Annotated in this window: 18 protein-coding genes and 2 pseudogenes; 18 read left to right on the top strand and 2 right to left on the bottom strand. The window is 58.2% G+C overall.

The genetic code is table 11. The features are described 5' to 3' along the window. Positions 1-176: 176 nt before the first annotated feature. Entirely contained in the window at positions 177-461 is a 285-nt protein-coding gene (locus tag PXT33_RS10845) for a hypothetical protein (protein WP_347070320.1), read from the bottom strand. Positions 462-857: 396 nt separating this feature from the next. Between PXT33_RS10845 and PXT33_RS10840 the strand changes: the two genes are divergently transcribed. Then, positions 858-2,093 (top strand): hypothetical protein, encoded by a 1,236-nt coding sequence (locus tag PXT33_RS10840; RefSeq protein ID WP_332376527.1) that lies wholly within the window; start codon positions 858-860, stop codon positions 2,091-2,093. A 219-nt stretch (positions 2,094-2,312) separates the two neighbouring features. Here the strand turns inward: PXT33_RS10840 and aroF are convergent. Beyond that, positions 2,313-3,325: pseudogene (aroF, locus tag PXT33_RS10835) on the bottom strand (3-deoxy-7-phosphoheptulonate synthase). A gap of 397 nt (positions 3,326-3,722) precedes the next feature. Between aroF and ybaK the strand changes: the two are divergent. From ybaK to rsmA, 17 genes and pseudogenes are all read left to right on the top strand, one after another. Further along, positions 3,723-4,205 (top strand): Cys-tRNA(Pro) deacylase, encoded by a 483-nt coding sequence (ybaK, locus tag PXT33_RS10830; protein WP_005944468.1) that lies wholly within the window; start codon positions 3,723-3,725, stop codon positions 4,203-4,205. 446 nt (positions 4,206-4,651) lie between these two features. Next, positions 4,652-5,152, top strand: a complete 501-nt coding sequence (gene purE, locus PXT33_RS10825) for a 5-(carboxyamino)imidazole ribonucleotide mutase (RefSeq protein ID WP_097781583.1) — start codon at positions 4,652-4,654, stop codon at positions 5,150-5,152. 10 nt (positions 5,153-5,162) lie between these two features. After that, entirely contained in the window at positions 5,163-6,641 is a 1,479-nt protein-coding gene (gene purF, locus PXT33_RS10820) for an amidophosphoribosyltransferase (protein ID WP_332376525.1), read from the top strand. Positions 6,642-6,645: 4 nt separating this feature from the next. Beyond that, positions 6,646-7,692, top strand: coding sequence for a phosphoribosylformylglycinamidine cyclo-ligase (gene purM / locus PXT33_RS10815; RefSeq protein ID WP_120081181.1), 1,047 nt, complete (start codon positions 6,646-6,648; stop codon positions 7,690-7,692). After that, positions 7,686-8,282: a phosphoribosylglycinamide formyltransferase gene (gene purN / locus PXT33_RS10810; protein ID WP_332376524.1), complete on the top strand. Its 597-nt coding sequence runs from the start codon at positions 7,686-7,688 to the stop codon at positions 8,280-8,282. Before purM ends, purN begins: the two co-directional genes overlap by 7 nt. 120 nt (positions 8,283-8,402) lie before the next feature. Then, the gene (locus PXT33_RS10805) at positions 8,403-9,209 is read left to right on the top strand and encodes an IMP cyclohydrolase (RefSeq protein ID WP_097776489.1); all 807 of its coding nucleotides are present in this window, start codon (positions 8,403-8,405) and stop codon (positions 9,207-9,209) included. 29 nt (positions 9,210-9,238) lie between these two features. Beyond that, complete coding sequence (locus PXT33_RS10800) at positions 9,239-10,420, top strand: phosphoribosylaminoimidazolecarboxamide formyltransferase (protein WP_097775217.1); 1,182 nt, start codon at positions 9,239-9,241, stop codon at positions 10,418-10,420. Positions 10,421-10,566: 146 nt separating this feature from the next. Continuing rightward, on the top strand, positions 10,567-11,871 hold the full coding sequence (purD, locus tag PXT33_RS10795) for a phosphoribosylamine--glycine ligase (protein ID WP_097781584.1): 1,305 nt from the start codon (positions 10,567-10,569) through the stop codon (positions 11,869-11,871). 202 nt (positions 11,872-12,073) lie between these two features. Next, positions 12,074-15,766: a phosphoribosylformylglycinamidine synthase gene (locus PXT33_RS10790; RefSeq protein WP_332376523.1), complete on the top strand. Its 3,693-nt coding sequence runs from the start codon at positions 12,074-12,076 to the stop codon at positions 15,764-15,766. 167 nt (positions 15,767-15,933) lie between these two features. After that, positions 15,934-17,379 carry an adenylosuccinate lyase gene (purB, locus tag PXT33_RS10785; RefSeq protein ID WP_097775220.1) on the top strand — a complete coding sequence of 482 codons (1,446 nt, stop codon included), beginning with the start codon at positions 15,934-15,936 and terminating at the stop codon, positions 17,377-17,379. Between the two features lie 373 nt (positions 17,380-17,752). Next, positions 17,753-18,453, top strand: a pseudogene (locus tag PXT33_RS10780) (pseudouridine synthase). Positions 18,454-18,717: 264 nt separating this feature from the next. Further along, complete coding sequence (locus PXT33_RS10775) at positions 18,718-19,803, top strand: CdaR family transcriptional regulator (protein ID WP_005944450.1); 1,086 nt, start codon at positions 18,718-18,720, stop codon at positions 19,801-19,803. A gap of 108 nt (positions 19,804-19,911) precedes the next feature. Then, entirely contained in the window at positions 19,912-20,679 is a 768-nt protein-coding gene (ftsE, locus tag PXT33_RS10770) for a cell division ATP-binding protein FtsE (RefSeq protein ID WP_120081169.1), read from the top strand. Beyond that, on the top strand, positions 20,676-21,584 hold the full coding sequence (locus PXT33_RS10765) for an ABC transporter permease (protein ID WP_120020906.1): 909 nt from the start codon (positions 20,676-20,678) through the stop codon (positions 21,582-21,584). The genes ftsE and PXT33_RS10765 overlap by 4 nt, the downstream gene beginning before the upstream one ends. A 16-nt stretch (positions 21,585-21,600) precedes the next feature. After that, the gene (locus PXT33_RS10760; protein ID WP_005944447.1) at positions 21,601-22,917 is read left to right on the top strand and encodes a murein hydrolase activator EnvC; all 1,317 of its coding nucleotides are present in this window, start codon (positions 21,601-21,603) and stop codon (positions 22,915-22,917) included. A 150-nt stretch (positions 22,918-23,067) separates the two neighbouring features. Beyond that, complete coding sequence (locus PXT33_RS10755) at positions 23,068-24,429, top strand: S41 family peptidase (RefSeq protein ID WP_332376520.1); 1,362 nt, start codon at positions 23,068-23,070, stop codon at positions 24,427-24,429. 343 nt (positions 24,430-24,772) lie between these two features. Beyond that, positions 24,773-25,627, top strand: a complete 855-nt coding sequence (gene rsmA / locus PXT33_RS10750; protein ID WP_097775225.1) for a 16S rRNA (adenine(1518)-N(6)/adenine(1519)-N(6))-dimethyltransferase RsmA — start codon at positions 24,773-24,775, stop codon at positions 25,625-25,627. The last annotated feature ends 317 nt before the right edge of the window (positions 25,628-25,944 follow it).

The raw sequence follows: 25,944 nt of genomic DNA, 5'->3' as shown, positions 1-25,944 counted from the left end.
GGCAAATTTCAGTGCAGGTGAAGATTGTATGCAGAAAATAGAGGTGCTATACTAAAAATGCAAGACATAAGTCTTAGAAATTTAACAGAAAGCAGAGGTTTTGAGGATGAAAAAACAGAAGATGCGGTTCATCAGTGCAGTGCTTGCGGCATGCATGATGACATCTGTCCTTCCGGTCAATGCACTTGCTCTGGGGGGGTACGCCTGAAAATGGCGTAACTGCGCAGGAAAATGCGGAAACGGCCACGACGATCCCCACTACGGGCATGAAAATCACCAAGGGCGGTGATTACGAGATCCCGGAAGGAATTTATACCGGCGGTATTGAGATCGATACCAAGGATGATACCACGGATGAAGTGACGATTCGCATTACTGGTGAAGTTACTTTTACACAGACTAATACGATTTTCATAGATGTCGAGCATGCAAAGCTGGTGACGATTGAAAATGATGGTCACACGGTGAATCTGAGCGGACATCATTTTATGGATCTTTACAATTCGAGCAATGCTGTTGTAAATGGGGGTACTTATATAACACCTCTTCGAAACTTTATCATGCTTTTTGGAACGAACAATCATCTTACCCTGAACAATGTTGACGTGACTACGACGAGTGGATATGCTGTGACGACTGGAGGTACCAGTACAGTAGTCGTTAATGGCGGAAAGTATACTAAGACGATAGCAGACCATACTTATGTATTCCAAAATGCTGGGCACATGACACTGACGGATGTTTCGGTGATTACAGAAGTTGATGGAGGTATGTCGTCTCCTGCAATTACTAACAGTTCTGGTGCGATTCTGAAAATCAATGGAGGAAACTACAAAACTACCGGACGAAACTGCATTGTGAATTCTGGTTATTTAACAATCAATAATGGCACCACAACAGACGGCGTTCTTGAGTCGGTGGGTATCAGCTGCATCCAAAACAACTGGGGCCGGGTGGAGATCAACGACGGCACCATTACCTCGGATGCCGACTGCACCATCAAAAACCGCGGCGGCCTGCGCATGAACGGCGGCACGGTGGCTACCTCGAATGCGGAAGGCACGGTCATTGACTGCAACGGCGATTTCGGCGATACACAGATCAACGGCGGCACCATCAAGGGCGGAAAAGACGGCATCCGTCTGGCGGACCTTGGCAGTTCCGAAGTGACCCTGAAGAACGCGGCCTTTGAGAACAACACCCAAAGCAATATCCATCTGGGTGCCGGTCAGACGATCAACATCAAAAAGACCTTTACCGGTACGGCAACGATCCTGACCGACGATCCAAGCCTCGGCCGTCATATCACGCTGGAAAACGAGGATCTCAGCTATCAGAACAAGCTGAAACTCATCAGCGTGGATCCCCACTACATCATCGGCTATAAGCGCGGCGATGATGGCAAGGAATACCGCTATCTGGCAGATGCCAACGGCAACATCGTCAACGCTGTAAATGCGAAGGCAACCGCTGACCTCGGTGCCGGGGAGCAGGAGCTGGATACTGCCACCGTTGTGCCGGAAAACACCCTCGTGACCGTGACGGCAAACCTCCCGGAGGGCGCAGAGGGCGCAGAGTTCCTCGGCTGGAGCGCCGTGCGTGACGATGGCAAAGAGCTGGATCTGGGCGATGATCAGACCGCACACTTTAAGATGCCCGGTTGCAACGTGACCGTCGAAGCGCTGTATCAGGGTGGAAATGTTGACCCTGTCAATCCCGGCGGCGGCGGCAGCGATGTGGTGGCCGGCATTGCGGCTGTTGCGCTGACCGGTGCAGCCGTGTGGGGCATTTACGAAACCGGAACCGGCATCTATCGCGTGCTGAATATGCCCGGCGTCCCCATGCCCTCCAACCGCGCCGGTCTGGCGACCCTGATCTGGGAAAAGGCCGGCTGCCCGGAACCGCAGACGGTGAAGAGCTTCAGCGACATCGATGACGCCGACCTTCATCTGCGGCAGGCTGCCAGCTGGATGGAAGAGCAGGGTCTGATGGACGATGTGAAGGAAAACGAGTTCCGCCCCTATCGCTATGTGACCAAGCTCCAAACCTGCCTTGTCTGGGATAAGGCCAAGGAAAAGAGCCTGATCTCCTGAAAAGTAGATCATTCTTGTAACAACCCCGGGGTGACCGCAAGCGCCCCGGGGTTGTTTTTTCACAGGAAAAGGGGCAGAACCGGAAGATGCAGTTTATATCCACGAACCCTCCCGTGAAAAAGCAAACAAGCCAGACCCGCAGGTCTGGCTTGTTTGCAATATCAAAAATATTCTTTCCGCTGAATATATCCAGAGCGAAGCGGAGGATCTTTCAAATCATCAGTTCAGCTTTTTGCCAAAGAACTCCACCTCTTTGCCGATGAACTGCATCAGCTCGTCGAACTGGTCGGGGTCAGGCTCTGGGCACCATCGCACTTTGCCTTGGCGGGGTTGTTGTGCACCTCGATCATCAGGCCGTCGGCACCGGCAGCAACAGCGGCCTTTGCCAGATCCGGCACCATCCATGCGTGGCCGCAGGCATGGCTGGGATCCACAATAACGGGCAGGTGGGTCATCTTGTGCAGCATCACCACACCGGCAAGGTCGAGGGTGTTGCGCATGCTGGTCTCAAAGGTGCGGATGCCGCGCTCGCAGAGGATGACGTTCTCGTTGCCCTCGGCCATGATGTACTCGGCGCTCATCACGAACTCTTCCAGCGTATTGGCAAGGCCGCGCTTGAGCAGCACCGGCTTCTTCTGACGGCCGACGGCCTTGAGCAGCTCAAAGTTCTGCATGTTGCGGGCACCCACCTGAATGAGGTCCACATTCTCGAACAGGGGCAGGTGCTCGGTGTTCATGATCTCGGTCACGATGGGAGCACCGGTGGCGCGGCGTGCCAGCTTGAGCAGGTCGAGGCCCTCGCTGCGCATACCCTGAAAGGAGTAGGGCGAGGTGCGGGGCTTGAATGCGCCGCCGCGCAGCAGGGAAGCACCCGCAGCCTTCACGCGCTGTGCGCAGTAGGTGATCTGCTCCTCGCTCTCAATGCTGCAGGGGCCGGCAATGACCGCAAAGTTTCCGCCGCCGATCTTTACGCCGTCCACATCGATCACGCTGTCGTCCGGGTGGAACTTGCGGTTGGCCTTCTTATAAGGCTCGGTCACGCGGCGGCAGGTCTCCACCACTGGGTTTGCCAGCACCCAGCTCTCGGCCACGGCCTTGGTGTCGCCGATCAGGCCCAGAATGTGGCTCTCACTGCCCTTGGAATCGTTGATCTGCAGGCCCATATCCTGCAGTTCGTGGCAGAACTCGCGTACCTGTACATCAGGTGCGTCCTGTTTGAGTACGATGATCATAGTGCTTTGTCTCCTTTGCCTTATCGTGTGAAACGGCGAGGGAGACCGGCTCCTTTGCCGCAGCTTGCAGTGTCAAACTTCAGGGTTCTGAAGTGTGTGACGCTATGATATCACTTCAGGAAACTGAAGTCAAGAGAATTTTGAATTTTTTTGAAGAAAGTGGTAGAATGGGGGCAGGAAAAGGAAAAGCAGGCTCGCCCTCTCAGCTTCGCTTGCGCTCAGCAGCTCCCCCAAAGGGGGAGCCCTTGGCAAAAACGGAAACTTTGCGTGGATTGCCAAAGCCTCTCACTTTGGGAGAGGTGGCATTGCGTTAGCAATGACGGAGAGGGCGAGGACGCTGACCCAATGCCATCATACTTAAGAATAGAACCAGCTAAATATAAAGGGGAATACTACAATGGGAAAAGAAGCAAAAACCAATGCCATGCGCATTCTGGAGCGCGAGAAGGTGCCCTACACCGCCCACGAGTACGCTCATGAAGAGGGCGTTGCCGTGGCAGGTGTGGATGTGGCAGGCAGCATGGGCGAAGACCCTGCCTGCGTGTATAAGACGCTGGTGACGCAGGGCAATAGCAAAAACTATTTTGTGTTCGTCATTCCGGTGGCAGCAGAGCTGGATCTGAAAGCCGCTGCCCGCAGTGTGGGCGAAAAAAGCGTTGCCATGATCCATGTGGCCGATATCAACAAGGTCACCGGCTATGTGCGCGGTGGCTGCAGCCCGGTAGGCATGAAAAAGCAGTATAAGACTGTGTTCGATGAGAGCGTGCTGACGCAGGAGAAGGTCTATGTCTCCGGCGGGCGCATCGGCACGCAGGTGTGCTGTGCCCCGGCGGACCTCATCCGCGCTGCACGGGCAATTACAGCAAAAATTATTTTTTAAAAAAGTCCGTCTATTGTACAAAAAGTTAACGCGTCCTATTTACATAAAATATACTTAAACTATAAGTCATACTTAAAAAGAAAAACAATGTCGAAACTGCACAAAACTTTTGAAAGTTTTTTGACGGCATGAAAACACAAGGTAGAATTTGTGGGAACACTCTTTTCAAAGATGTTTTTTTGCCGTAAACTGTATGTAGTACAGGGACGGCGGCCCGCAGAAAGGGCCTTTCCGCCGCCTGAAAACGCAAGCACAAGGAACTGCGGAGGAGAACTTCAATGATGAAGATGCTGCCGGGTCTCATGGGTCGAAACAACATTCGGGCATGTCAGGGGCATCGTGCAACTTTGTGCAAAGCGTCGGGAGAGCATACGCAGAATTAAAGGCCGTGGTACGGGTGTACCGCAGCCTTTTTTGTTTGTCGGTTGAGAAAGAGAGGTTTGGATATGGTTCGTAAAGTGGCTGTGATCATGGGTTCTGACAGCGATTGGCCGGTGGTAAAGGGCGCATGTGCCCAGCTGAAAGCGCTGGACATCCCTTTTGAGGCGCACATCCTTTCGGCACACCGCACCCCTGCCGAGGCAGCGGAGTTTGCCAAAAGCGCCCGTGCCAACGGCTTCGGCGTGATCCTGTGCGCAGCAGGCATGGCAGCACATCTGGCGGGTGCCTTTGCTGCCAACACCACCCTGCCGGTGATCGGCATTCCCATGAAGGGCGGTGCCATGGACGGCATGGATGCCCTGCTTGCCACGGTGCAGATGCCCAGCGGCATCCCGGTGGCAACGGTGGCTCTGAACGGTGCCAAGAACGCCGCATGGCTGGCTGCGGAAATTCTGGCTTTGAGTGACGACGCTCTGGCCGAAAAGCTGGCAGCAGAGCGCACCGCCATGGCCGCACAGATCGCTGCCAAAGAGGAAAAGCTGCAGGCTGAGATCGCCCAGCTGTAAAGGAGAACCAATGTCTGATTTTGCATATCCGCTGCACGAAGAATGCGGCGTTTTCGGCATTTACGACCGTGCCGGTACCGAGGATGTGGCCGCTGCGGCCTACTCGGCTCTGTATGCCCTGCAGCACCGTGGTCAGGAGAGCTGCGGCATCGCCGTGAACGATGATGGCGTCATTGTCGGCCACCGCGACCTCGGCCTTGTGAACGAGGTGTTCACCCCGGCGGTGCTGGCAAGTCTGGCAAACCCCAATGCGCACATGGCTACCGGTCACGTGCGCTACGCCACGGCAGGCAGCCGTGTGCGCGCCAATGCACAGCCCATGATCGTGCGCCATGGCCGCGGCACCATGGCACTGTGCCACAACGGCAACCTGACCAACGCCATCGAGCTGCGCCGCCAGCTGGAAAATGAAGGCGCCATCTTCCACGGCTCCTCCGATACCGAGGTGATCTGCTACCTGATCACCCGCAACCGCCTGCGCATGGGCAGCATCGAGACCGCCATCAGCAAGACGATGGATGTGCTGGAGGGTGCCTACAGTCTGGTGATCATGTCGGCCACCAAACTCATTGCGGTGCGTGACCCCCGCGGCTACCGGCCCCTGTGCATCGGCACTCTGCCCGGCGGCGGCTATGTGTTTGCCAGCGAGAGCTGTGCACTGGACGCTGCCGGTGCCACCCTGCTGCGGGACGTGGAGCCCGGCGAGATCGTGGTGGCAGACGCAAAAACCGGCGAGCTGCGCAGCATCAAGGATCACTGCGGTCGGCCGGACACCCAGATGTGCGTGTTCGAATTCATCTATTTCTCCCGCCCGGACAGCATCATCGAGGGCAGCTCGGTGCACGAGGCCCGCAAGCAGGCCGGCCGGTTCCTTGCACAGGAACACCCCGTGGAAGCGGACGTGGTCATCGGCGTGCCGGATTCCGGTCTGGATGCAGCGCTCGGCTACTCACAGGAGAGCGGCATCCCCTATGGCATCGGCTTTATTAAGAATAAGTACATCGGCCGCACCTTCATTCAGGGCAGCCAGAAGCAGCGCGAGAACAGCGTGCGCATCAAGCTGAACGTCGTTTCCAGCACGGTCAAGGGCAAGCGCGTGGTGCTGGTGGATGACTCCATCGTGCGCGGCACCACATCTGCCCGCATCATCAAGCTGCTGCGGGACGCCGGTGCCACCGAGGTGCACTTTATGGTGTCGGCACCGCCGTTCAAGTACCCCTGCTACTTCGGCACTGACATCCCGGATCAGAAACTGCTGGTGGCCACCGGCCGCACGGTCGAGCAGATCAATGAAGTGATCGGGGCCGATACGCTGGGCTACCTTTCCACTGAGCATGTTGTCCAGCTTGCAAAGAACGCAAAATGCGGATTCTGCACCGCCTGCTTTACCGGCGAATATGCCGTGAAGCCGGACGAGGTGCTTTCCACTGATATTCACGAACGCCACCTGAACGACCGTCCCAAGGACGAGAAAAAGTTAGGAGAGTAAGACCATGGAAAAAAGCTATTCTGAAAGCTATGCAGCCGCCGGTGTGGATATCACCGCCGGTTATCGCTCTGTTGAACTGATGAAGCAGTATGTGGCCCGCACCATGAACGAGCACTGCATTGGCGGTCTGGGCGGCTTTGGTGGCCTGTTTGAGCTGGACTGCACCGGCTACAAGCACCCGGTGCTGATCTCCGGCACCGACGGCGTGGGCACCAAGCTGAAAATTGCCATGATCATGGACAAGCACGATACCATCGGCATCGACTGCGTGGCTATGTGCGTGAACGATGTCATCTGCGCCGGTGCAAAGCCGCTGGTGTTCCTGGATTACATCGCCTGCGGCCGCAACATTCCCGAGAAGATCGCAGAGATCGTCAAGGGTGTGGCTGAGGGCTGCGTGCAGGCCGACTGCTCTCTGGTGGGCGGCGAGACTGCCGAGCATCCGGGCATGATGCCGGAGGAGGAGTACGATCTGGCCGGTTTCACCGTGGGCGTTGTGGATAAGGAAAAGATCCTGAGCAATGAGACCATGGCAGCCGGTGATGTGATCCTTGCCCTGCCTTCCACCGGTGTGCACTCCAACGGTTTCTCGCTGGTGCGCAAGATCTTTGACATTGACGCAAACCCCGATGTGCTGCACACTGCCCCTGCAGAGCTGGGCGGCAAGACGCTGGGCGAGGCCCTGCTGGCTCCCACCAAGATCTACGTCAAGCCTGTGCTCAAGGTGCTGGAAGAGGTGGATGTGAAGGGCATTTCCCACATCACCGGCGGCGGCTTCTACGAGAACATTCCCCGCAGCCTGAAAAAGGGCTGCTGCGCACGCATCAACAAGGCAGATGTCCGCACCCCGGCTCTGTTCCAGCTGATGCAGAAGACCGGCAATATCTCCGAGCACGATATGTTCAACACCTTCAACATGGGCGTTGGCATGGTGCTCACCGTCCCCGCAGAGCAGGCCGACAAGGCGCTGGAGATCCTGCACGCAAACGGTGAGCCGGAAGCTTACCGTCTGGGCGTCATTGCAGAAGGCGAGGGCGTGGAGCTGTGCTGAACATTGCAGTTTTAGTCTCCGGCGGCGGCACCAACCTGCAGGCTCTGCTGGACAGCGAAGCCCGAGGCGAGAACCCCAACGGCAGGATCACCCTTGTGGTGGCCTCCAAGCCCGGTGTCTATGCGCTGGAACGGGCCGCAAAGGCCGGTGTGGAAGGCTGCGTGGTGCGCCGCAAGGATTACGCCAGTAGTGAGGATTTTGACGCAGCTCTGCTGAAAACGTTGAAAGACCACAACATCGATCTGGTGGTGCTGGCAGGCTTTCTGTCCGTGCTGGGGCCCAGTGTCATTGAAGCATATCCCCGCCGCATCCTGAATGTGCACCCGGCACTCATCCCGTCTTTCTGCGGGCCCGGCATGTACGGCCTGCATCCGCATGAGGCGGCTCTGGCCCGGGGCTGCAAGGTGACCGGTGCCACCGTCCACTTCGTGAACGAAGAGTGCGACGGCGGGCCCATCCTGCTGCAGAAGGCCGTGGACATCCTGCCCGGCGACACCCCCGAGGTGTTGCAGAAGCGTGTGATGGAGCAGGCCGAGTGGAAGCTGCTGCCCAAGGCTGTGGCTATGGTGTGCAGCGGAGAGATCGAGTGAAAACTCCTTCCGTCACGCCTGACGGCGTGCCACTTCCCTCAAGGAGGGAGGCAAGGCTCCCTCTCCGAGGGGGCTGTCGCCGCAGGCGACTGGGGGAGTTCCGTAATAGGAGAATTTGACATGGAAAAGATCAACCTGAACGAGTATCTGGCATCCAACGAGTATCCCGGCCGCGGCATTGCTGTGGCAATGGCTCCGGATGGCCGCCAGATGTTCATTGGCTACTTTATCATGGGCCGCAGCGAGAACAGCCGCAACCGCGTGTTTGACCCCGTGCCCGAGCGCGGCGGCATCTGCACCATCGCAGCGGACCCCGCAAAGCTGGAGGACCCCAGCCTCATTATTTACAATCCGGTGCTGACGCTGGGCAAGACCCATATCGTGACCAACGGCGACCAGACCGATACCATTTATGACCTGATGAGTCAGGGCAAGAGCTTTGCCGATGCCCTGCGCACCCGCACCTTTGAGCCGGACGGCCCCAACTACACCCCCCGCATCTCCGCTGTGGTGTATGCCGACGGCAGCTATCAGATGAGCATTCTCAAGTCTGCGGACAGCAATGGCGACAGCGTGCAGCGCTATTTCTTTGATTACCCGCAGCCCGTTGCAGGCGAGGGCCATTTCATCAGCACCTACAAGCACAACGGAAATCCCATCCCCAGCTTTGAAGGTGAGCCGCTGCGCTTTGCCTGCCCCCGCACCATCGGCGATTTTGCACAGGGTCTGTGGAGCAGCCTGAACCCGGACAACAAGGTGAGCCTGTTTGCCCGGGTCATTGATCTGGACTCCGGCGAGACCGGCGACATGATCTTTAACAAGTACGATGCCGTGTGCAGCGATCTGGACGACCCCGAAGAGCCGGAGCTGCTGCCCGAAGAGCTGGAACTGCTCAAAAAGCTTGACGCAGAGGAAAAACAGGACTAAAACAATAGAGAAATAAGGAGGATGCACCAATGAACGAACTGGCACTGAAGTACGGCTGCAACCCCAACCAGAAGCCCAGCCGCATTTATATGGAAGATGGCTCTGACCTGCCGGTCACTGTGCTGAACGGCAAGCCCGGCTACATCAATTTTCTGGACGCGCTCAACTCCATCCAGCTGGTCAAGGAGCTGAAAGCTGCCTGTGGTCTGCCCGCAGCAGCTTCCTTCAAGCACGTTTCCCCGGCAGGCGCAGCGCTGGGGCTGCCGCTCACCGATGTGGAACGCAAGATGTACCACATTGCCCCGGATATGGAGCTGTCGCCGCTGGCAAATGCCTATGCCCGTGCACGCGGTGCGGACCGCATGTCCTCCTTTGGCGACTGGATCGCCCTTTCGGACATCTGCGATGTGCCCACCGCAAAGCTGATCCAGCACGAGGTGTCCGACGGCATCATCGCCCCGGGCTACGAGCCGGAGGCACTGGCTATCCTGTCCGGCAAGAAAAAGGGTAACTACAATGTGGTCGCCATCGACCCGGCCTACAAGCCCGCTCCCATCGAGCACAAGCAGGTGTACGGCATCACCTTTGAGCAGGGCCGCAACGAGCTGGTCATCAACGCCGACACCATGCTGAACAACTGGGTCACTGAGAACAAGGACGTGACCGAGGAGCAGAAGCGTGATCTGGTCATTGCACTCATCACCCTGAAGTATACTCAGTCCAACAGCGTGTGCTACACCTACCACGGCCAGACCATCGGCGTGGGCGCAGGCCAGCAGAGCCGCATCCACTGCACCCGTCTGGCAGGCCAGAAGGCCGACAACTGGCAGCTGCGCCACATGGATAAGGTGCTCAACCTGCCCTTCCGCGACGATGTGGCAAAGCCCAACCGTGACAACGCCATTGATGTTTACATCGGCGATACGCCCGAGGATGTGATTGGCGACGATGTGTGGGCCGAGACCTTTACCGAGCAGCCCGCCCCGCTGACCGCTGAGGAAAAGAAGGAATATCTGAGCAAAGTGACCGGCGTGTGCCTTGGCTCGGATGCCTTCTTCCCCTTCGGCGACAACATCGAGCGTGCCCGCCGCTCCGGCGTGACCGCCATCGTGCAGCCCGGCGGCTCCATCCGCGACCAGCAGGTCATTGACACCTGCAACAAGTACGGCATCGCAATGGCTTTCTGCGGCCTGCGGCTGTTCCATCACTGATAGTACGGCACAGCGGAAGCTTCCTCCTCGGACACGAATCGGGCCATTCCATCGCCCGCCCTGCGGCCTGCGGCGGCAGGGTCCCACCCCAGCGGACGGTCCTCGGAGAAACTTCCGCCGTGCCGATGCATAGAGAAGGTGCAATTATGAAGAAAAAAATTCTGGTTGTCGGCGGCGGCGGCCGTGAGCACGCCATCATCAAGGCACTGAAAAAGAGCCCTGACTGCGGCGAGATCTGGTGCGCACCCGGCAACGGCGGCATCAGCTATGACGCAAAATGCAAAAACATCAAGTCTACCGATGTGGACACCATGGTGGGCTTTGCCGTAGAAGAAAAGTTCGATTACGTTGTGGTGGCGCAGGACGACCCGCTGGCTCTGGGCATGGTGGATGCGCTGGCAGCAGTGGGCATCCCGGCCTTTGGCCCGGATAAGGCCGCTGCCCGCATCGAGGCCTCCAAGGTGTTCTCCAAGGACCTGATGAAGAAATACGGCATCCCCACCGCAAAGTACGAGACCTTTGACGACCCCGCCAAGGTCATGGAGTACATCAAGGCCGAGGGCAAGTACCCGGTGGTCATCAAGGCCGACGGTCTGGCACTGGGCAAGGGCGTGCTGATCTGCGAAAACGAGCAGCAGGCTGCGGACGGCGTGAAGGAGATCATGCTGGATAAGAAATTCGGCGCATCCGGCAACCATGTGGTGGTGGAGGAATTCCTCACCGGCCCCGAGGTCAGTGTGCTGAGCTTTACGGACGGCAAGGTGGTCAAGCCCATGGTGTCCAGCATGGACCACAAGCGTGCCAACGACCACGACACCGGCCTGAACACCGGCGGCATGGGCACCATTGCTCCCAACCCCTACTACACCCCGGAAGTGGCCGCTGAGTGCATGGAGAAAATTTTCCTGCCCACCATCAAGGCCATGAACGCCGAGGGCTGCCCCTTCAAGGGCTGCCTCTACTTCGGCCTGATGCTCACCCCGGACGGCCCGAAGGTCATCGAGTACAACTGCCGCTTTGGTGACCCCGAAACGCAGGTGGTGCTGCCCCTGCTGGAAGGCGACCTGCTGCACATCATGCAGGCCTGCACCAACGGCACGCTGGAAAACGAGGAGGTCAAGTTCTCGGACGGTGCTGCCGCCTGCGTCATTCTGGCTTCCGGCGGCTACCCGGTGGCTTACGAGAAGGGCAAGCCCATCACCGGCCTTGTGGACGGCCAGCTGCCCGGCGAGGAGAATGTGACGGTCTACCACTCTGGCACCGCCATCACCGAGGACGGCACCCTTGTCACGGCCGGCGGCCGTGTGCTGGGTGTCACCGCCACCGGCCCGCGGCTGACCAATGCGCTGAGCCATGCCTATGAGGCGGCAGAGAAGATCAGCTTTGAAAAGCTGCACAAGCGCAGCGATATCGGCCTGCGCGCCCTGAAGGCACTGGCAGAGAAGCAGTAAGAAAGAAAACCCTCTCAGTCGCCTGGCGGCGACAGCTCCCCCGAAGGGGGAGCTTTATGCGGGAAAATGGGCAAGCCGATGCTTTCCATCGAACGCGGTACTTTCCGCCAGCAGAAAAAGCTCCCCCTTTCGGGGGAGCTGGCACGGCGTAAGCCGTGACTGAGAGGGTCGGTTCAAAGAATACAAAGGGGGAACCTACCCAATGGTCTATCGTATTTATGTGGAAAAAAAGCCCGGCTTTGATGTGGAAGCCACCGGCCTGAAAAATGAGCTCACCAGCCTGCTGGGCATCCAGTCGCTTACCGGTCTGCGTCTGCTGAACCGCTACGATGTGGAAGGCATCGACGAAGAACTGTTCAACCAGTGTGCAAACACCGTGTTCAGTGAGCCGCCGGTGGATAACACCTATGCCGAGCTGCCCGCCAGCGACGGCGTGTCCTTTGCAGTGGAGTATCTGCCCGGCCAGTTCGACCAGCGCGCAGACTCTGCTGCCGAGTGCATCCAGCTCATCAGTCAGGGCGAGCGCCCGCTGGTGCGCTCTGCCCGCGTCTATCTGCTGGAAGGCACCCTGACTGACGAGCAGGTGGCCGAGATCAAGAAATACGTCATCAACCCGGTGGAGGCCCGCGAGGCTTCGCTGGACACCAAGCAGACCCTGAAAATGGAGTACCCCGTGCCCGCCCCGGTCAAGGTGCTGGAGGGCTTCAACCAGCTGGACGAAGAGCAGCTGAAAAAGTTCATTGCGGACAACGGTCTTGCCATGGATCTTGGCGATATCGAGTTCTGCCAGAAGTATTTCCGCTCGGAGCACCGCGACCCCACCATCACCGAGATCAAGATGATCGACACCTACTGGTCCGATCACTGCCGCCACACCACCTTCGGCACCATTCTGGACGATGTGCAGATCGACGATGCCGTGGTGCAGAAGGCCTTTGACCGCTACATGGCCATGCGCGCCGATCTGGGCCGCGAGAACAAGCCCCGCTGCATGATGGATCTTGCCACCATCGGCGCCAAGGAGCTGAAGAAGCAGGGCATCCTGAAAAATCTGGACGAGTCCGACGAGATCAACGCCTGCACCGTCAAGATCAAGTGCGATGTGAACGGTAAGGATGAGGACTGGCTGTTCCTGTTCAAGAACGAGACCCACAATCACCCCACCGAGATCGAGCCCTTCGGCGGTGCAGCTACCTGCATCGGCGGTGCCATCCGTGACCCGCTGTCCGGCCGCAGCTACGTCTATCAGGCCATGCGCGTTACCGGCGCAGGCGACCCGCTCAAGCCGGTCAGTGAGACGTTGCCCGGCAAGCTGCCCCAGCGCAAGCTGGTGACCACTGCTGCCGCAGGCTATTCCTCCTACGGCAACCAGATCGGCCTTGCTACCGGTCAGGTGGACGAGATCTATCATCCCGGCTATGTGGCAAAGCGCATGGAGATCGGTGCCGTTGTAGGCGCTACCCCCGCTTCCCACGTCCGCCGCGAGTGCCCCGCCCCCGGCGATGTCATCGTTCTGCTGGGCGGCCGCACCGGCCGTGATGGTGTGGGCGGTGCTACCGGCTCCTCCAAGGCCCACAAGCTGGACAGCCTTGAGCACTGCGGTGCCGAGGTGCAGAAGGGCAATGCTCCCATCGAGCGCAAGCTGCAGCGCCTGTTCCGCCGCGAGGATGCCTGCAGGATGATCAAGCGCTGCAACGACTTTGGTGCAGGCGGTGTGTCCGTTGCCATCGGTGAGCTGGCCGACGGCCTGTACATCGACCTGAACAAGGTCACCAAGAAGTACGAGGGTCTGGACGGCACCGAGCTGGCCATCAGCGAGAGCCAGGAGCGCATGGCTGTGGCGCTGGCCCCCGAGGACGTGGACAAGTTCATTGCTCTCGCCAACGAAGAGAACCTTGAGGCTACTCCGGTGGCAAAGGTGACGGCTGAGCCCCGCCTGAACATGGTGTGGAACGGCATGTCCATCGTGAACATCAGCCGCGAGTTCCTGAACTCCAACGGTGCCGAGAAGCACCAGAAGGTCCATGTGGAAAAGGCCACGGTCTGGCAGCCCCAGTGGGAGGGCCTGACCTTCAGCCAGAAGATGAAGAACATGGTGGGCGATTTGAACATCTGCAGCAAGAAGGGCCTGTCTGAGCGGTTCGACTCCACCATTGGTGCCGCCACCGTGCTCATGCCCTTTGGCGGTGCCTATCAGCTGACCCCGCAGAACGCCATGGTGGCAAAGCTGCCGGTGGACGGCGAGACCAGCACCTGCTCCGGCATGGCATGGGGCTTCAACCCCTTCCTGATGAGCGCAGACCAGTACAAGGGCGCTCAGATGGCTGTCATCGAGAGCGTTACCAAGCTGGTGGCCTCCGGCTTCCGCTATGAGGATGCTTACCTCACCTTCCAGGAATATTTCGAGCGTCTGGGCACCGCCCCGGAGCGCTGGGGCAAGCCGCTGGCCGCTCTGCTGGGTGCACTGGATGCTCAGATGGGTCTGGGCATTGCATCCATCGGCGGCAAGGACAGCATGTCCGGCTCCTTTGAAAAGCTTGATGTACCTCCCACGCTGGTCTCCTTCGCCACCGCCATCGGCAAGGCAAACAAGGTGGTGTCCACCGAATTCAAGAAGCCGGAGAGCACCGTTGTGCTGGTGCGGCCCATCATCGACCCCGAGACCGGCTGCCCCAACTTCTTCTCCCTGAAGGCCAACTACAAGATGGTGGAGGACATGGTCGAAGAGGGCATGGTGGCATCCGCCTGCTCTGTGGGCTACGGCGGCATTGCCGAGGCTCTGTTCAAGATGGGCCTTGGCAACCACATTGGCTTCAAGATGCGTGCGGATAAGACCACCCATGAGATGTTCCAGCCCATGTACGGCTCCATTGTTCTGGAAATGGTGTCCGATTCTCCCGCCGGTGAGATCCTGGGCGAGACCACCAAGGAATACGTCTTTGAAGCCTGCGGCGAAAAGCTGGATATGGCCCAGCTGCAGGAGATCTGGGAAGGCAAGCTGGAGCCGGTGTACCCCTACCGCAAGGCAGGCCCCACCGTGGAAAAGATCAACGGCAAGCTGACCGCACCCGCCGCACCCAAGATCGGTGTGGCAAAGCCCAAGGTCATCATTCCGGTGTTCCCGGGCACCAACTGCGAGTACGACACCGCCAAGGCCTTTGCCCGCGCCGGTGCCGACCCGGAGATCCTGGTCATCCGCAACCTGACCCCCGCCGACGTGGCCGAGAGCTGCAAGGCACTGGTCAAGGCCATCGATAACAGCCAGATCGTCATGCTGCCCGGCGGCTTCTCCGGCGGCGACGAGCCGGACGGCAGCGCAAAGTTCATTGCATCCTTCTTCCGCAACCCGGAGGTCACCGAGGCAGTGCGCCGTCTGCTGCAGCAGCGCGATGGCCTGATGCTGGGCATCTGCAACGGCTTCCAGGCCCTCATCAAGCTGGGTCTGGTCCCCTACGGCGATATCCGCCCCATCACCGCTTACGATCCCACCCTGACCTTCAACACCATCGGCCGCCACCAGAGCATGCTGGTGCGCACTCGCATTGCATCCACCGGCAGCCCGTGGCTGTCCAAGTGCGAGGTGGGCGAACAGTTCACCGTTGCCATCAGCCACGGCGAGGGCCGCTTCGTGGCTCCGCAGGAGGTGCTGGACACCCTCATGAAGAATGGCCAGATCGCCACCCAGTATGTGGACATCGAGGGCAACCCCACCATGGACCAGCGCTATAACCCCAACGGCTCTGTGCTGGCGATCGAAGGCATCACCAGCCCGGATGGTCGTGTGTTCGGCAAGATGGGCCACTCGGAGCGCAGCGGCGAGTACCTGTACAAGAACGTTACCGGTGACAAATATCAGCCGATCTTTGAGGGCGGCGTGGACTATTTCAAGATTTGATGGTAGAATAGAGAAAAACCCTCTCCGTCACGCCTGCGGCGTGCCACCTCCCCCGAAAAAGGGGGAGGCTTTCTGGTGCTGACCGGCAGAGCGCAAAAAGCTCCCCCCTCGGGGGAGCTGGCGAGCAAAGCGAGACTGAGAGGGTTATTTTCAGGAGGAAACAATCAATGTCTCAGCATGATCGTTATATCAGCCCCTTTTCCACCCGCTATTCCTCGGACGAGATGCAGTATATCTTCTCGGACGATAACAAATTCCGCACATGGCGCCGCCTGTGGGTGGCGCTGGCCCGGGCCGAAATGGAGCAGGGCCTGACCAACATCACCCCCGATATGGTGGCTGAGCTGGAAGCCCATGTGGACGATATCAACTATGAAGTGGCCATCGAGCGCGAAAAGCTGGTGCGCCACGACGTGATGAGCCATGTGTACGCCTACGGCCAGCAGTGCCCCAAGGCTGCCGGCATCATCCATCTGGGTGCCACCAGCTGCTATGTGGGCGACAACACCGACATCATCGTGATGCGTCAGGGTCTGGAACTGGTGCGCAAAAAGCTGATCGGTGTGTTGGCAAAGCTGGGCCGCTTCGCCGAGGAATACAAGGACATGCCCTGCATGGCCTACACTCACTGCCAGCCCGCTCAGCCCACCACCGTGGGCAAGCGCGCCACCCTGTGGGCCAACGAGCTGGTGATGGACCTGCAGGAGATCGACCACCGTCTTGCTGTTCTGCAGCTGCGCGGTGTCAAGGGTACCACCGGCACGCAGGCTTCCTTTATGGAGCTGTTCAAGGGCGATGCCGATAAGATCCGCGCCGTGGATGCTTCCATCGCCAAGGAGATGGGCTTTGCGCCCGAAGCGGTCATCCCCGTGTCCGGCCAGACCTACAGCCGCAAGGTGGATGCCTTCATCCTGAACGCCCTTGCCGGCATTGGCCAGAGCTGCATGAAGTTTGCCACCGACCTGCGTCTGCTGGCTAACTTCAAGGAGATGGAAGAGCCGTTTGAAAAGAACCAGATCGGTTCCTCCGCCATGCCTTACAAGCGCAACCCCATGCGCTGCGAGCGTATCTGCGCACTGAGCCGCTACCTGATGGTAGATGTGCTGAACCCCAGCTTCACCACCGGCACCCAGTGGTTTGAGCGCACGCTGGACGACAGCGCCAACAAGCGTGTCGCCATGGCTGAGGGCTTCCTTGCCACCGACGCTATCCTGAACATCATGCTCAACGTCACCGACGGCATCGTGGTGTATCCCAAGGTGGTGCGCAGCCGTCTGATGGCAGAGCTGCCCTTCATGGCCAGCGAGAACATCATGATGCAGGCTGTGGAAAAGGGCGGCAACCGTCAGGAGCTGCACGAGCGTCTGCGCCAGCACGCCATCGCCGCCGGCAAGCAGGTCAAGGAAGAGGGCCTGCCCAACGATATGGTGGACCGCATCGCTGCCGACCCCGCCTTTGGCCTGACCCGCGAGGAGATCGTGGCGGGCCTTGTGCCGGAAAACTTTGTGGGCCGTGCACCGCAGCAGGTGGAGGAGTTCATCGCCAATGTGCTCAAGCCCATCTTCGATGCCAACCCCGATGCCGTGGAGCAGCACGCATCTTTGAGTGTTTGATTTTAAATGCTCTCCGCTTACGCTCTGAGCATAAACAGCGGAAGTTACAGTTTGTTTTGCAAGAAGGAGAAGCCTGCGGGCTTCTCCTTCTTGCTTTTTCACGAAAAGGGCCAGAAAGAAAAACTCCTTCAGCTGCACTTCGTGCGTCAGCCGTTCCCCTTTTTGTCACCTTTCGGTGACATCTTCCCCCGACCGGGGGAAGTCTTTCTCAAAGAGGGAGCCTCTGACGAAGAGGAAGAGTTTACCGTACGGCCAAAGCCTCCCTCATTAAGGGAGGCGGCATTGCGCAGCGATGACGGAAGGAGTTCTCTTGCGCAAATCATTTTATCATGTTACACTAAAACTCCAAACCTATGTAAAAGGAGAACCGCGTATGCGATTGGATAAATACTTAGCCGAGACGGCCCAGTGCACCCGCAGCGAAGCTAAGGCGCTGCTTTCCAAAGGGCGGGTGCAGGTGAACGGTGCTGTCTGCAAAAAGGGGACACCCAGCTCAAAGAAAGTGACACTGTGGCTGTGGATGGCAGGGCGCTCAGCTATCAGCAGTTCGTGTACATCATGCTCAACAAGCCCGAGGGCGTGGTGAGCGCTTCCACCGACAAGCGTGACACCACCGTGGTCGATCTGGTGGGGGATGCCTATCCCCGGCGGCAGCTGTTCCCGGCGGGAAGGCTGGACAAGACCAGCACCGGCTTTGTGCTGCTGACCGATGACGGCACCTTTGCCCACGACATCCTTGCTCCAAAGCGCCACGTCTCCAAGACCTACACTGTGGTGTTGGACACGCCGCTGACCGAGCAGATGCGCACCGGCTTTGCGGCGGGCGTGACCCTTGCCGACGGCACAGCACTTTCGCCTGCGGAGGTGACGGCCCTTTCGGCCGACGGCCTGACCGTGCGGGTGGTGCTCAAGCAGGGCGTCTATCACCAGATCAAGCGGATGTTCGGCGTGTACGGCGCAGGTGTGAACGGCCTGCACCGGGATGCCATCGGCGGCCTTGCACTCGACCCGGCCCTTGCACCGGGCCAGTGGCGGGAGCTTTCTGCCGAAGAAGTGTCAAAAATTTCCAGCTGACAGGGTCGGCTTTTCACCCGAATTTCAAAAAAGCAACACATTTTTCCGGTAGAATAGGGGGCAGAACCACGCAAAAAGGCACTTTTTTGGTTCAGAATGGCCCCTGAAGATAATATTCACAAGAAAAAACTATCTTTTTTGTTGAAATATGTTGCAAAAGTAAATTCTTTTGTGTAAAATATAAAATGTAATGCAGCTAAATTGTTAAAAATCACGACCGGCTGCCGCTGCGGTTTGCACAAACGAGGAAAAGGGGTATCCATTATGGCCAATAGAGTATTTCAAAGCGTGATCTACCAGATGAAAGACGCGATCAACCGGGTGGTCGGCGTGGTGGATGAGACCGGCGCTGTTATTTCCTGCTCGGAACTGAACCTGATCGGCGAGGTGCGCGAGGGTTTCATGGCGGAGCGTCTGACCGCAGGCGACCGCTTTGTGCGCGATGGCTACACCTATCAGCAGTTCTCCAGCGCCAAGCATAACGATTATGCAGTATTCGTGGAAGGCGTGGACGAGACGGCTGGTCAGTTTGCCGCTATGCTGTCCATCAGCCTGCAGAGCATCAAGCAGTACCACGACGAAAAGTTTGATAAGTCCAACTTTATCAAGAATGTGGTGCTGGATAACATCCTGCCCGGCGATATCTATGCCAAGGCCCGTGAGCTGCACTTTGCCACCGATGTTTCCCGCGTGGTGTTCATCGTGCGTGTTACCAGCGGCGGCGATATCTCCGCCTACGATGTGGTCAGCAGCCTGTTCCCCGACAAGCAGAAGGACTTTGTGTTCAATATCAGCGAGACGGATACCGTGCTGGTCAAGGAGATCCGCAAGGGCATCGACCGCACCGATATGGAAAAGCTGGCTGCCAGCATTGTGGATACCCTGTCCGGCGAGCATTACATCAAGGCTGTGGTGGGCATCGGCACCCCCATCTCCAACGTGAAGGATCTGGCTACCTCCTTTAAGGAAGCACAGATCGCCATGGAAGTGAGCAAGGTGTTCGACACCGAAAAGCAGATCATCCGCTACGATAATCTGGGCATTGCACGCCTGATCTATCAGCTGCCCACCACCGTGTGCGAGATGTTCCTGCGCGAGGTGTTCAAGCAGGGCAGCATCGAAAGCCTGGATCAGGAGACCCTGTTCACCATCCAGCGCTTCTTCGAGAATAACCTGAATGTGTCTGAAACCAGCCGCGGCCTGTTTGTGCACCGCAACACGCTGGTGTATCGTCTGGAAAAGATCAAAAAGCTGACTGGCCTGGATCTGCGTGAGTTCGACGATGCTATCGTCTTTAAGGTAGCACTGATGGTCAAGAAGTACCTGTCCAACAATCCGGCCAAATACTAATAAGCTGCAGGCTCTGCCTGCAGTGCAGAACCGGCCGCTCGAAACCGATGCTGGCCGGTTCTTTTTGCTGTGAAAACAGATTTTAATGTCAGGAGCTAATATTACCCTATGATCGATTTAGAACACGTTTCCAAGGAATATAAACGAGGCGGACCGCTGGCACTGGACGATATCAACCTCCATGTGGACGACGGCGAGTTCGTGTTCCTGCTGGGCCATTCCGGCGCAGGCAAATCCACCCTGCTCAAGCTGCTGCTGCGCGAAGAGCTGCCCAGTGAGGGCAAGGTGACCGTTCTGGGCAAGGATGTTGCCAGCCTGCACCGCCATCAGGTGCCGTATCTGCGCCGTCAGATGGGCATTATCTTTCAGGATTTCCGGCTGATCCCCACCATGACTGTGTACGAAAACATCGCCTTTGCCATGCATGTGACCAACGTCAAGAGCCGGGAGATCAGCGACCGTGTGGAGTACATGCTGGAGCTGGTGCATCTGGAGGATAAGGCCAAGGCCTATCCGGACACCCTTTCCGGCGGTGAACAGCAGCGCGTGGCTGTGGCCCGCGCCCTTGCCCACGGCCCCAAGCTGGTCATTGCGGACGAGCCCACCGGCAACATCGACCCGGAATTGAGCCTGGAAATGATGGAGCTGCTGGAGCGGGTGAGCGAAACGGGCATCACCGTGGTGGTCGTTACCCATGAGCACGAGCTGGTGCGCCAGTTCCACCAGCGCGTCGTCACCCTGAAAAAGGGCCGCATCATTTCGGATGTGCCTGCCGACAAGGAAGCCATCCGCGCACGCGCAGAGCGCAAAGAACGTCTGTTCGAGACCGAGCTGGAACCTGCTGACACCGCAGAAAAGGAGGCGGCCACCGTATGATGAGACCTTCTACCTTCTTTTTTCTGATCCGGCGCGGCATCCGCAATCTGGGCAAGCACTGGGCCATGACCTTTGTGTGCATCCTGTCCCTCAGTGTCTGTATGACCCTGAACACCTTTGCAAGTCTTGCCGAGGTGAACGTGGACAGCATGGTGAACTATCTGGGCAGCCAGAACGAGACCGTGGTCTATCTGGACCCGGAGTGTGATGATGCCACTGCGCAGGCCGTGGGCGAAAAGCTGGCGGCAATGCCCGGCGTGACCAATGTGCAGTTCGTCTCCAAGCAGGACGTGCTGAACACCTATCGCAATTACATGGAAGATTACTCCTCCCTGTGGGATGAGTTTGAAAATGACAACCCCTTCAAGGCCAACTACCGCGTTTCCATCGCGGATCTGAGCCAGATGGAGAGTATGAGCAAGCAGATGCAGGCCATTCAGGGCGTGTACAGCGTTACCGCCCCGGTGGAAATGACCAACGTCTTTGTGCAGGTGCAGCGCTCTGTTACCAAAGTGGGCCGCGGCATCGTGCTGGTGCTGATGGTCGTCAGCATCATCACGGTGGGCAGCACCATCCGCCTGAGCGTGTTTGCGCGCCGCCGCGAAATTGAGATCATGAAGTACGTGGGCGCCACCAACGGTCTGGTCACTCTGCCCTTCGTTGTGGAAGGTCTGGCCATGGGCCTGATCTCCGGCGTGCTCACTGCAGCGATCAGTCTGGGCGGCTACTCCTACATGGTGCAGGCTTCCGACGGTCTGGGCGGCGTGTGGGAAATGATCATGGGTCAGGCACTGGTGCCGGTGAGCGCCGTCTGGTCCACGATCATCCCGTACAGCCTCATCGGCGGTGCCGTTGTGGGTGGTCTGGGCAGTATGTTCTCCATCCGCAAGCACCTGAACGTGTGATCGAAAGGAGCCGCACATGAAAAAAGCACTTCATGCAAAGCCCTTCCGGCTGCAGATGCCCGGCCATACGCCGCGCCATGCACGGCCGGAGCCTGCCCGCAGCAAGCTGCTGCGCGGCGTGAGTCTGTGCCTGGCGGCGGTATGCCTTGCGGCAAGCGTCAGCTTCCAGCCGGCCACGGCAGCCACCAGCATGGCCAGCCTGCAGAACAAGCTGAACAGCCTTTCCAAATCCATCGACCAGCACAAGAAGGAGCTTTCGGACGCAAAGAAAAAGGAAGCTGCTGCAAAAGCGCTGGAAAGTGAGCTAAAGGAGCGCGTGGGCGTCATTCAGTCTCAGATCAGCGTGCTGAGCACCCAGATCGCTGCTGTGCAGAACAACATTGGCCAGACCGAGCAGAAAATCACCGCCAAGGAAGGTGAGATCACCCAGAAGCAGGCCGAGATCGACAGCCAGTGGGGCGATTTTAAAAAGCACATGGCTGCCATGCAGGAGCTGCGCGACGGCGGCAGCGTGGCCATGCTGAGCGCAGTGAACGACCTGTATGAGCTGCTCACCTTCAACGAGGTCATGCAGGATATCTCCATTAAAGATACCGAGATCATGGACAACATGAAGGCCGCCAAGAGCGCTCTGGAAGCAGATAAGGTGGAGCTGGAAGCCCAGCGCAAGGAGCTGACGAGCCAGAAGGCGGAGCTGGATACCCAGAACTACCAGATGAAGGCAAAGCAGAGCGAGCTGAACAGCAGCATTTCTGCGGCGCAGCTTTCTGCACAGGATGCCCAGAAGGCCCAGCAGACGGCACAGGCCGCTATTGAATCGGACGAGCTGAACTATGAGGCCGTCAAGAAAGAGATCCAGAAGCTGATCGCGGCGGCTGCATCCAGTAAGCCGCAGCTGAGCTTTACCGGCTTTGCCTGCCCGCTGAAGAGCTATACCCGCGTTTCCAGCGAGTACGGCTGGCGTAAGAACCCGGTGTCCGGCGTGAACAGGCTGCATGCCGGCATCGATCTGGCGGCCCCGGGCGGTACCCCCATCTACGCAGCCGCAAGCGGCTATGTGCAGGTGGCGGGCTGGTCCAGCGGCGGCTATGGCAACTATGTCATCATCTACCACGGAAGCATGTCGGACGGCAACGCCTACAGTACCTTGTACGGCCACATGAGGTCGGTCGCCACCAGCGCAGGCAAGTATGTCAAGCAGGGCGAGTTGATCGGCTACGTTGGCTCTACCGGCAACTCTACCGGCAACCATCTGCATCTGGAGGTCTGGAAGGGCGGCAAAAAGGCCAATGCGGTCAATCCGCGCGGTTATATCCCGTTCCCGCACAACTGAGTGTGTTTATAAGGAGTCTGGTATTCTATGAACGAACAAAAACACAAGCGCTGGCTGCGTATCGGCTGCCTTGTTCTGGCAGGCGTGTTTGCACTCTCGCTGCTGAGCAGTGTGATCATGATGCTGCTGTATTAACAGGGAGGGGCAAGCATGAACCGTAAGATCTCTGTGGGCATGGCTGTCACCATTGTGATCCTTGCCATGACCGTGACCTTTTCCATTACCATGCTCATTGCCATGCGTCTATTTGACAGCACGGTGAGCAGCGTGAAGGAAAAGGAGAGCATGTACAACAAAGTGGCCGAGGTGGACCGCTATGTGCGCAGCAACGACTACTACACCATTGATGAAACGGTGCTGTACGACCGCCTGACCGCAGGCTATCTGCTGGGTACCGGCGACAAGTACGCCCGTTACTACACCGCCAACGCCTACACCGAGCTGATGAACCAGCAGAGCGGCAAGGTGATGGGCATTGGCGTGGAGCTTGGCATGGACCAGACCGGCTATGCCAGAGTGACCAGGGTGTATGAGGACTCGCCTGCGCAGGAAGCCGGTATCGTGGTGGGCGATTACATCACTGCTATTGACGGCACCGATGTGAAGAGCCTTTCCGGGGTGGATGCCGTGCAGTCCCGCCTGCAGGGCGAAGCCGGCACCATCGTCAATGTTACATGGCTCGACAGCAAGGCTGCTTCCCGGACGACGGACCTGACCCACTCCGGCTACACCAGCACCACCGTGGACTACCAGATGCTGGACAGCGTGGGTTACATCAAGATCCGCCAGTTCGACGGCAGCACGCCCAGCGAGCTGGACTATGCCATCCGGTCTCTCACTACCAGCGGTGCCCAGAGCCTTGTGTTCGACCTGCGCGATAACGGCGGCGGTGTGTTGGATGATGCCATCAGCTGCATCGACCTGATCGCCCCGGAAGGCACTGTGGCCTATGCCGAGGATAAGAACGGAAACCGCACCATCATTGGCAGCAGCGACGATGAGAGCAAGGTGGAGCTGCCCATCGTCTGTCTGGTCAACGGCAACACTGCCAGCGCAGCAGAGCTGTTTGCTGCCAGCCTGCGCACCATGAACGGCGCACGTCTGGTGGGCACCACCACCATGGGCAAGGGAACCATCCAGAGCAGCCCGCAGCGCCTTTCGGATGGCAGCGCCGTGAGCATCACGGTGGCAAAGCTCATCTGCGGCGACGGCTCCTGCTTTGATGGCACCGGCCTGAGCGTGGATGTGGAGCGTGCCCTCAGTGCCGAAGAGACCACGAATTTCTACGCTTATACCCCCAAGGATGACCCGCAGATCCAGCGTGCGGTCAGCGCAGCACAGCAGCTGAGCGGTACCACGACTCTGGGCGGTGTCAACGAAGCAGCTTCTTCGGCTGCTGCTTCCGAAGAAGCCGACAGCGCTGCCACTGAGCCGGAGAACGCTTCCTCTGAGGAAACGGCTTCCTCCACCGAAGCAGAAGCCGGCGGTGAAGCAGCATCCAGCGCAGAATAAAGGGTAAAACCGGCAGAAATGCTGCATGGGCTTCTTCTTGTAAAAAGGAACCCGGTTTATTGCGGTGCTGTTTGCCGTACGCATGTTCCTTTCTTGAAACGGCTTTTGATCGCGCCCGTAGGGCGCGGTGATGCTGCCTGCCGTATCGACTCCTCACGTGAAAAGGCGTTTTGGAGCGCCCCGCAGCGCTCCCGTTTACCGTACCGACCCCTTCTCGTGAAAATGCAACCCAGCCAGACCCGCAGGTCTGGCTGGGTTGCCATATTATAATAATATTTCCGCTGAATATGCCCAAAGCGACGCGGAGGGCATTCAAATCGTACTATGAAAAAGGATGGAATCTATGCCCGAACTGACCGACCTCTCGGTGATCCGCGCCCTGTGTGAAAAATACGATTTTGCACTCTCCAAGGGTTTTGGACAGAACTTTATCATCAACCCGGGCCTGCCGCCCAAGATCGTGGATGCCAGTGGCGTGGATAAGCGCTATGGTGTCATTGAGATCGGCCCCGGCATCGGTGTGCTGACCCGGGAACTGGCAAAGCGCGCCGCCAAGGTGGTGTCCATTGAAGTGGACGAACGCCTGCCGCCGCTGCTGGCCGAAACGATGGCCGGAGTGGACAATTTTAAACTGGTATTACAGGATGTACTGAAAGTTGACCTGAAGGCTCTTATTGCGGAAGAGTTCCCCGGTATGCCGGTGGCTGTGTGCGCTAACCTGCCCTACTACATCACCAGTCCCATCGTCATGAAGCTGCTGGGCGACCGCCTGCCCATTGAAAGCCTGACCGTCATGGTACAGAAGGAAGCTGCCGACCGTCTGGCTGCTGCGCCCGGCACCCGTGCATCCAGCGCCATCAGCTGCGCGGTGAGCTACTATGCCACCTCCAAAATGATGTTCACCGCTGCGCCCGGCAGTTTTTACCCGGCCCCCAAGGTGACCAGCGCTGTGGTGCGCATGGAGATCCGTCCGCAGCCCGCTGTGCAGGTGGAGGACGAAGAAGGCTATTTTGCGCTGGTGCGTGCCGCCTTCGGACAGCGCCGCAAAACGGCTGCAAACGCCATTGCCAGCGGCCTGGGGATGTCCAAGGACGCGGTGACAGCCGCCATTGAAGCCGCCGGTTTTGATGCCCGCATCCGCCCGGAAGCCCTCACACTGGAGGATTTTGCAAAGATCCAGCAGGCCCTTGCCCGCTGAAGCAGCCCGCTGCTCAAAAAAGAATACAACAGGCTTTGAACCCCACAGGAGCCGTCCGCGGTTCCTGTGGGGTTTTTATGATAATAGAATCGGATGGTTCGATTTTATTATCGATGTATTGCGTTGAAAATTACGGGTATCAAAATGTGATACAACAGAAAAGAATGCTAAAAGCAGACGAAAGCATGAACTGATGGCAATGGCACCTCATTTGTTAAACGGTATAGTATACTGTTTGGGGAATGGGTTGTTTTTTGCGCGCCAAGAAGATATTGACAAGCCGCGCGTTTTTTGGTATTCTATCAAAAGACCGCTTG

This window comes from Faecalibacterium taiwanense, from assembly GCF_036632915.2.
Lineage (GTDB): Bacteria > Bacillota > Clostridia > Oscillospirales > Ruminococcaceae > Faecalibacterium > Faecalibacterium taiwanense.
The sequence above is the reverse complement of the archived record's forward strand: the minus strand, read 5'-3'. Positions and strand labels throughout refer to the sequence as shown.

Coding starts and splice junctions, on each gene's coding strand:
- PXT33_RS10800 (WP_097775217.1), top strand. CDS start 9,239: ATGAACGAACTGGCACTGAAGTACGGCTGCAACCCCAACCAGAAGCCC.
- purB (WP_097775220.1), top strand. CDS start 15,934: ATGTCTCAGCATGATCGTTATATCAGCCCCTTTTCCACCCGCTATTCC.
- rsmA (WP_097775225.1), top strand. CDS start 24,773: ATGCCCGAACTGACCGACCTCTCGGTGATCCGCGCCCTGTGTGAAAAA.
- purD (WP_097781584.1), top strand. CDS start 10,567: ATGAAGAAAAAAATTCTGGTTGTCGGCGGCGGCGGCCGTGAGCACGCC.
- PXT33_RS10805 (WP_097776489.1), top strand. CDS start 8,403: ATGGAAAAGATCAACCTGAACGAGTATCTGGCATCCAACGAGTATCCC.
- PXT33_RS10755 (WP_332376520.1), top strand. CDS start 23,068: ATGAACCGTAAGATCTCTGTGGGCATGGCTGTCACCATTGTGATCCTT.
- PXT33_RS10790 (WP_332376523.1), top strand. CDS start 12,074: ATGGTCTATCGTATTTATGTGGAAAAAAAGCCCGGCTTTGATGTGGAA.
- purF (WP_332376525.1), top strand. CDS start 5,163: ATGTCTGATTTTGCATATCCGCTGCACGAAGAATGCGGCGTTTTCGGC.
- purM (WP_120081181.1), top strand. CDS start 6,646: ATGGAAAAAAGCTATTCTGAAAGCTATGCAGCCGCCGGTGTGGATATC.
- PXT33_RS10765 (WP_120020906.1), top strand. CDS start 20,676: ATGATGAGACCTTCTACCTTCTTTTTTCTGATCCGGCGCGGCATCCGC.
- ybaK (WP_005944468.1), top strand. CDS start 3,723: ATGGGAAAAGAAGCAAAAACCAATGCCATGCGCATTCTGGAGCGCGAG.
- PXT33_RS10760 (WP_005944447.1), top strand. CDS start 21,601: ATGAAAAAAGCACTTCATGCAAAGCCCTTCCGGCTGCAGATGCCCGGC.
- ftsE (WP_120081169.1), top strand. CDS start 19,912: ATGATCGATTTAGAACACGTTTCCAAGGAATATAAACGAGGCGGACCG.
- PXT33_RS10775 (WP_005944450.1), top strand. CDS start 18,718: ATGGCCAATAGAGTATTTCAAAGCGTGATCTACCAGATGAAAGACGCG.
- purE (WP_097781583.1), top strand. CDS start 4,652: ATGGTTCGTAAAGTGGCTGTGATCATGGGTTCTGACAGCGATTGGCCG.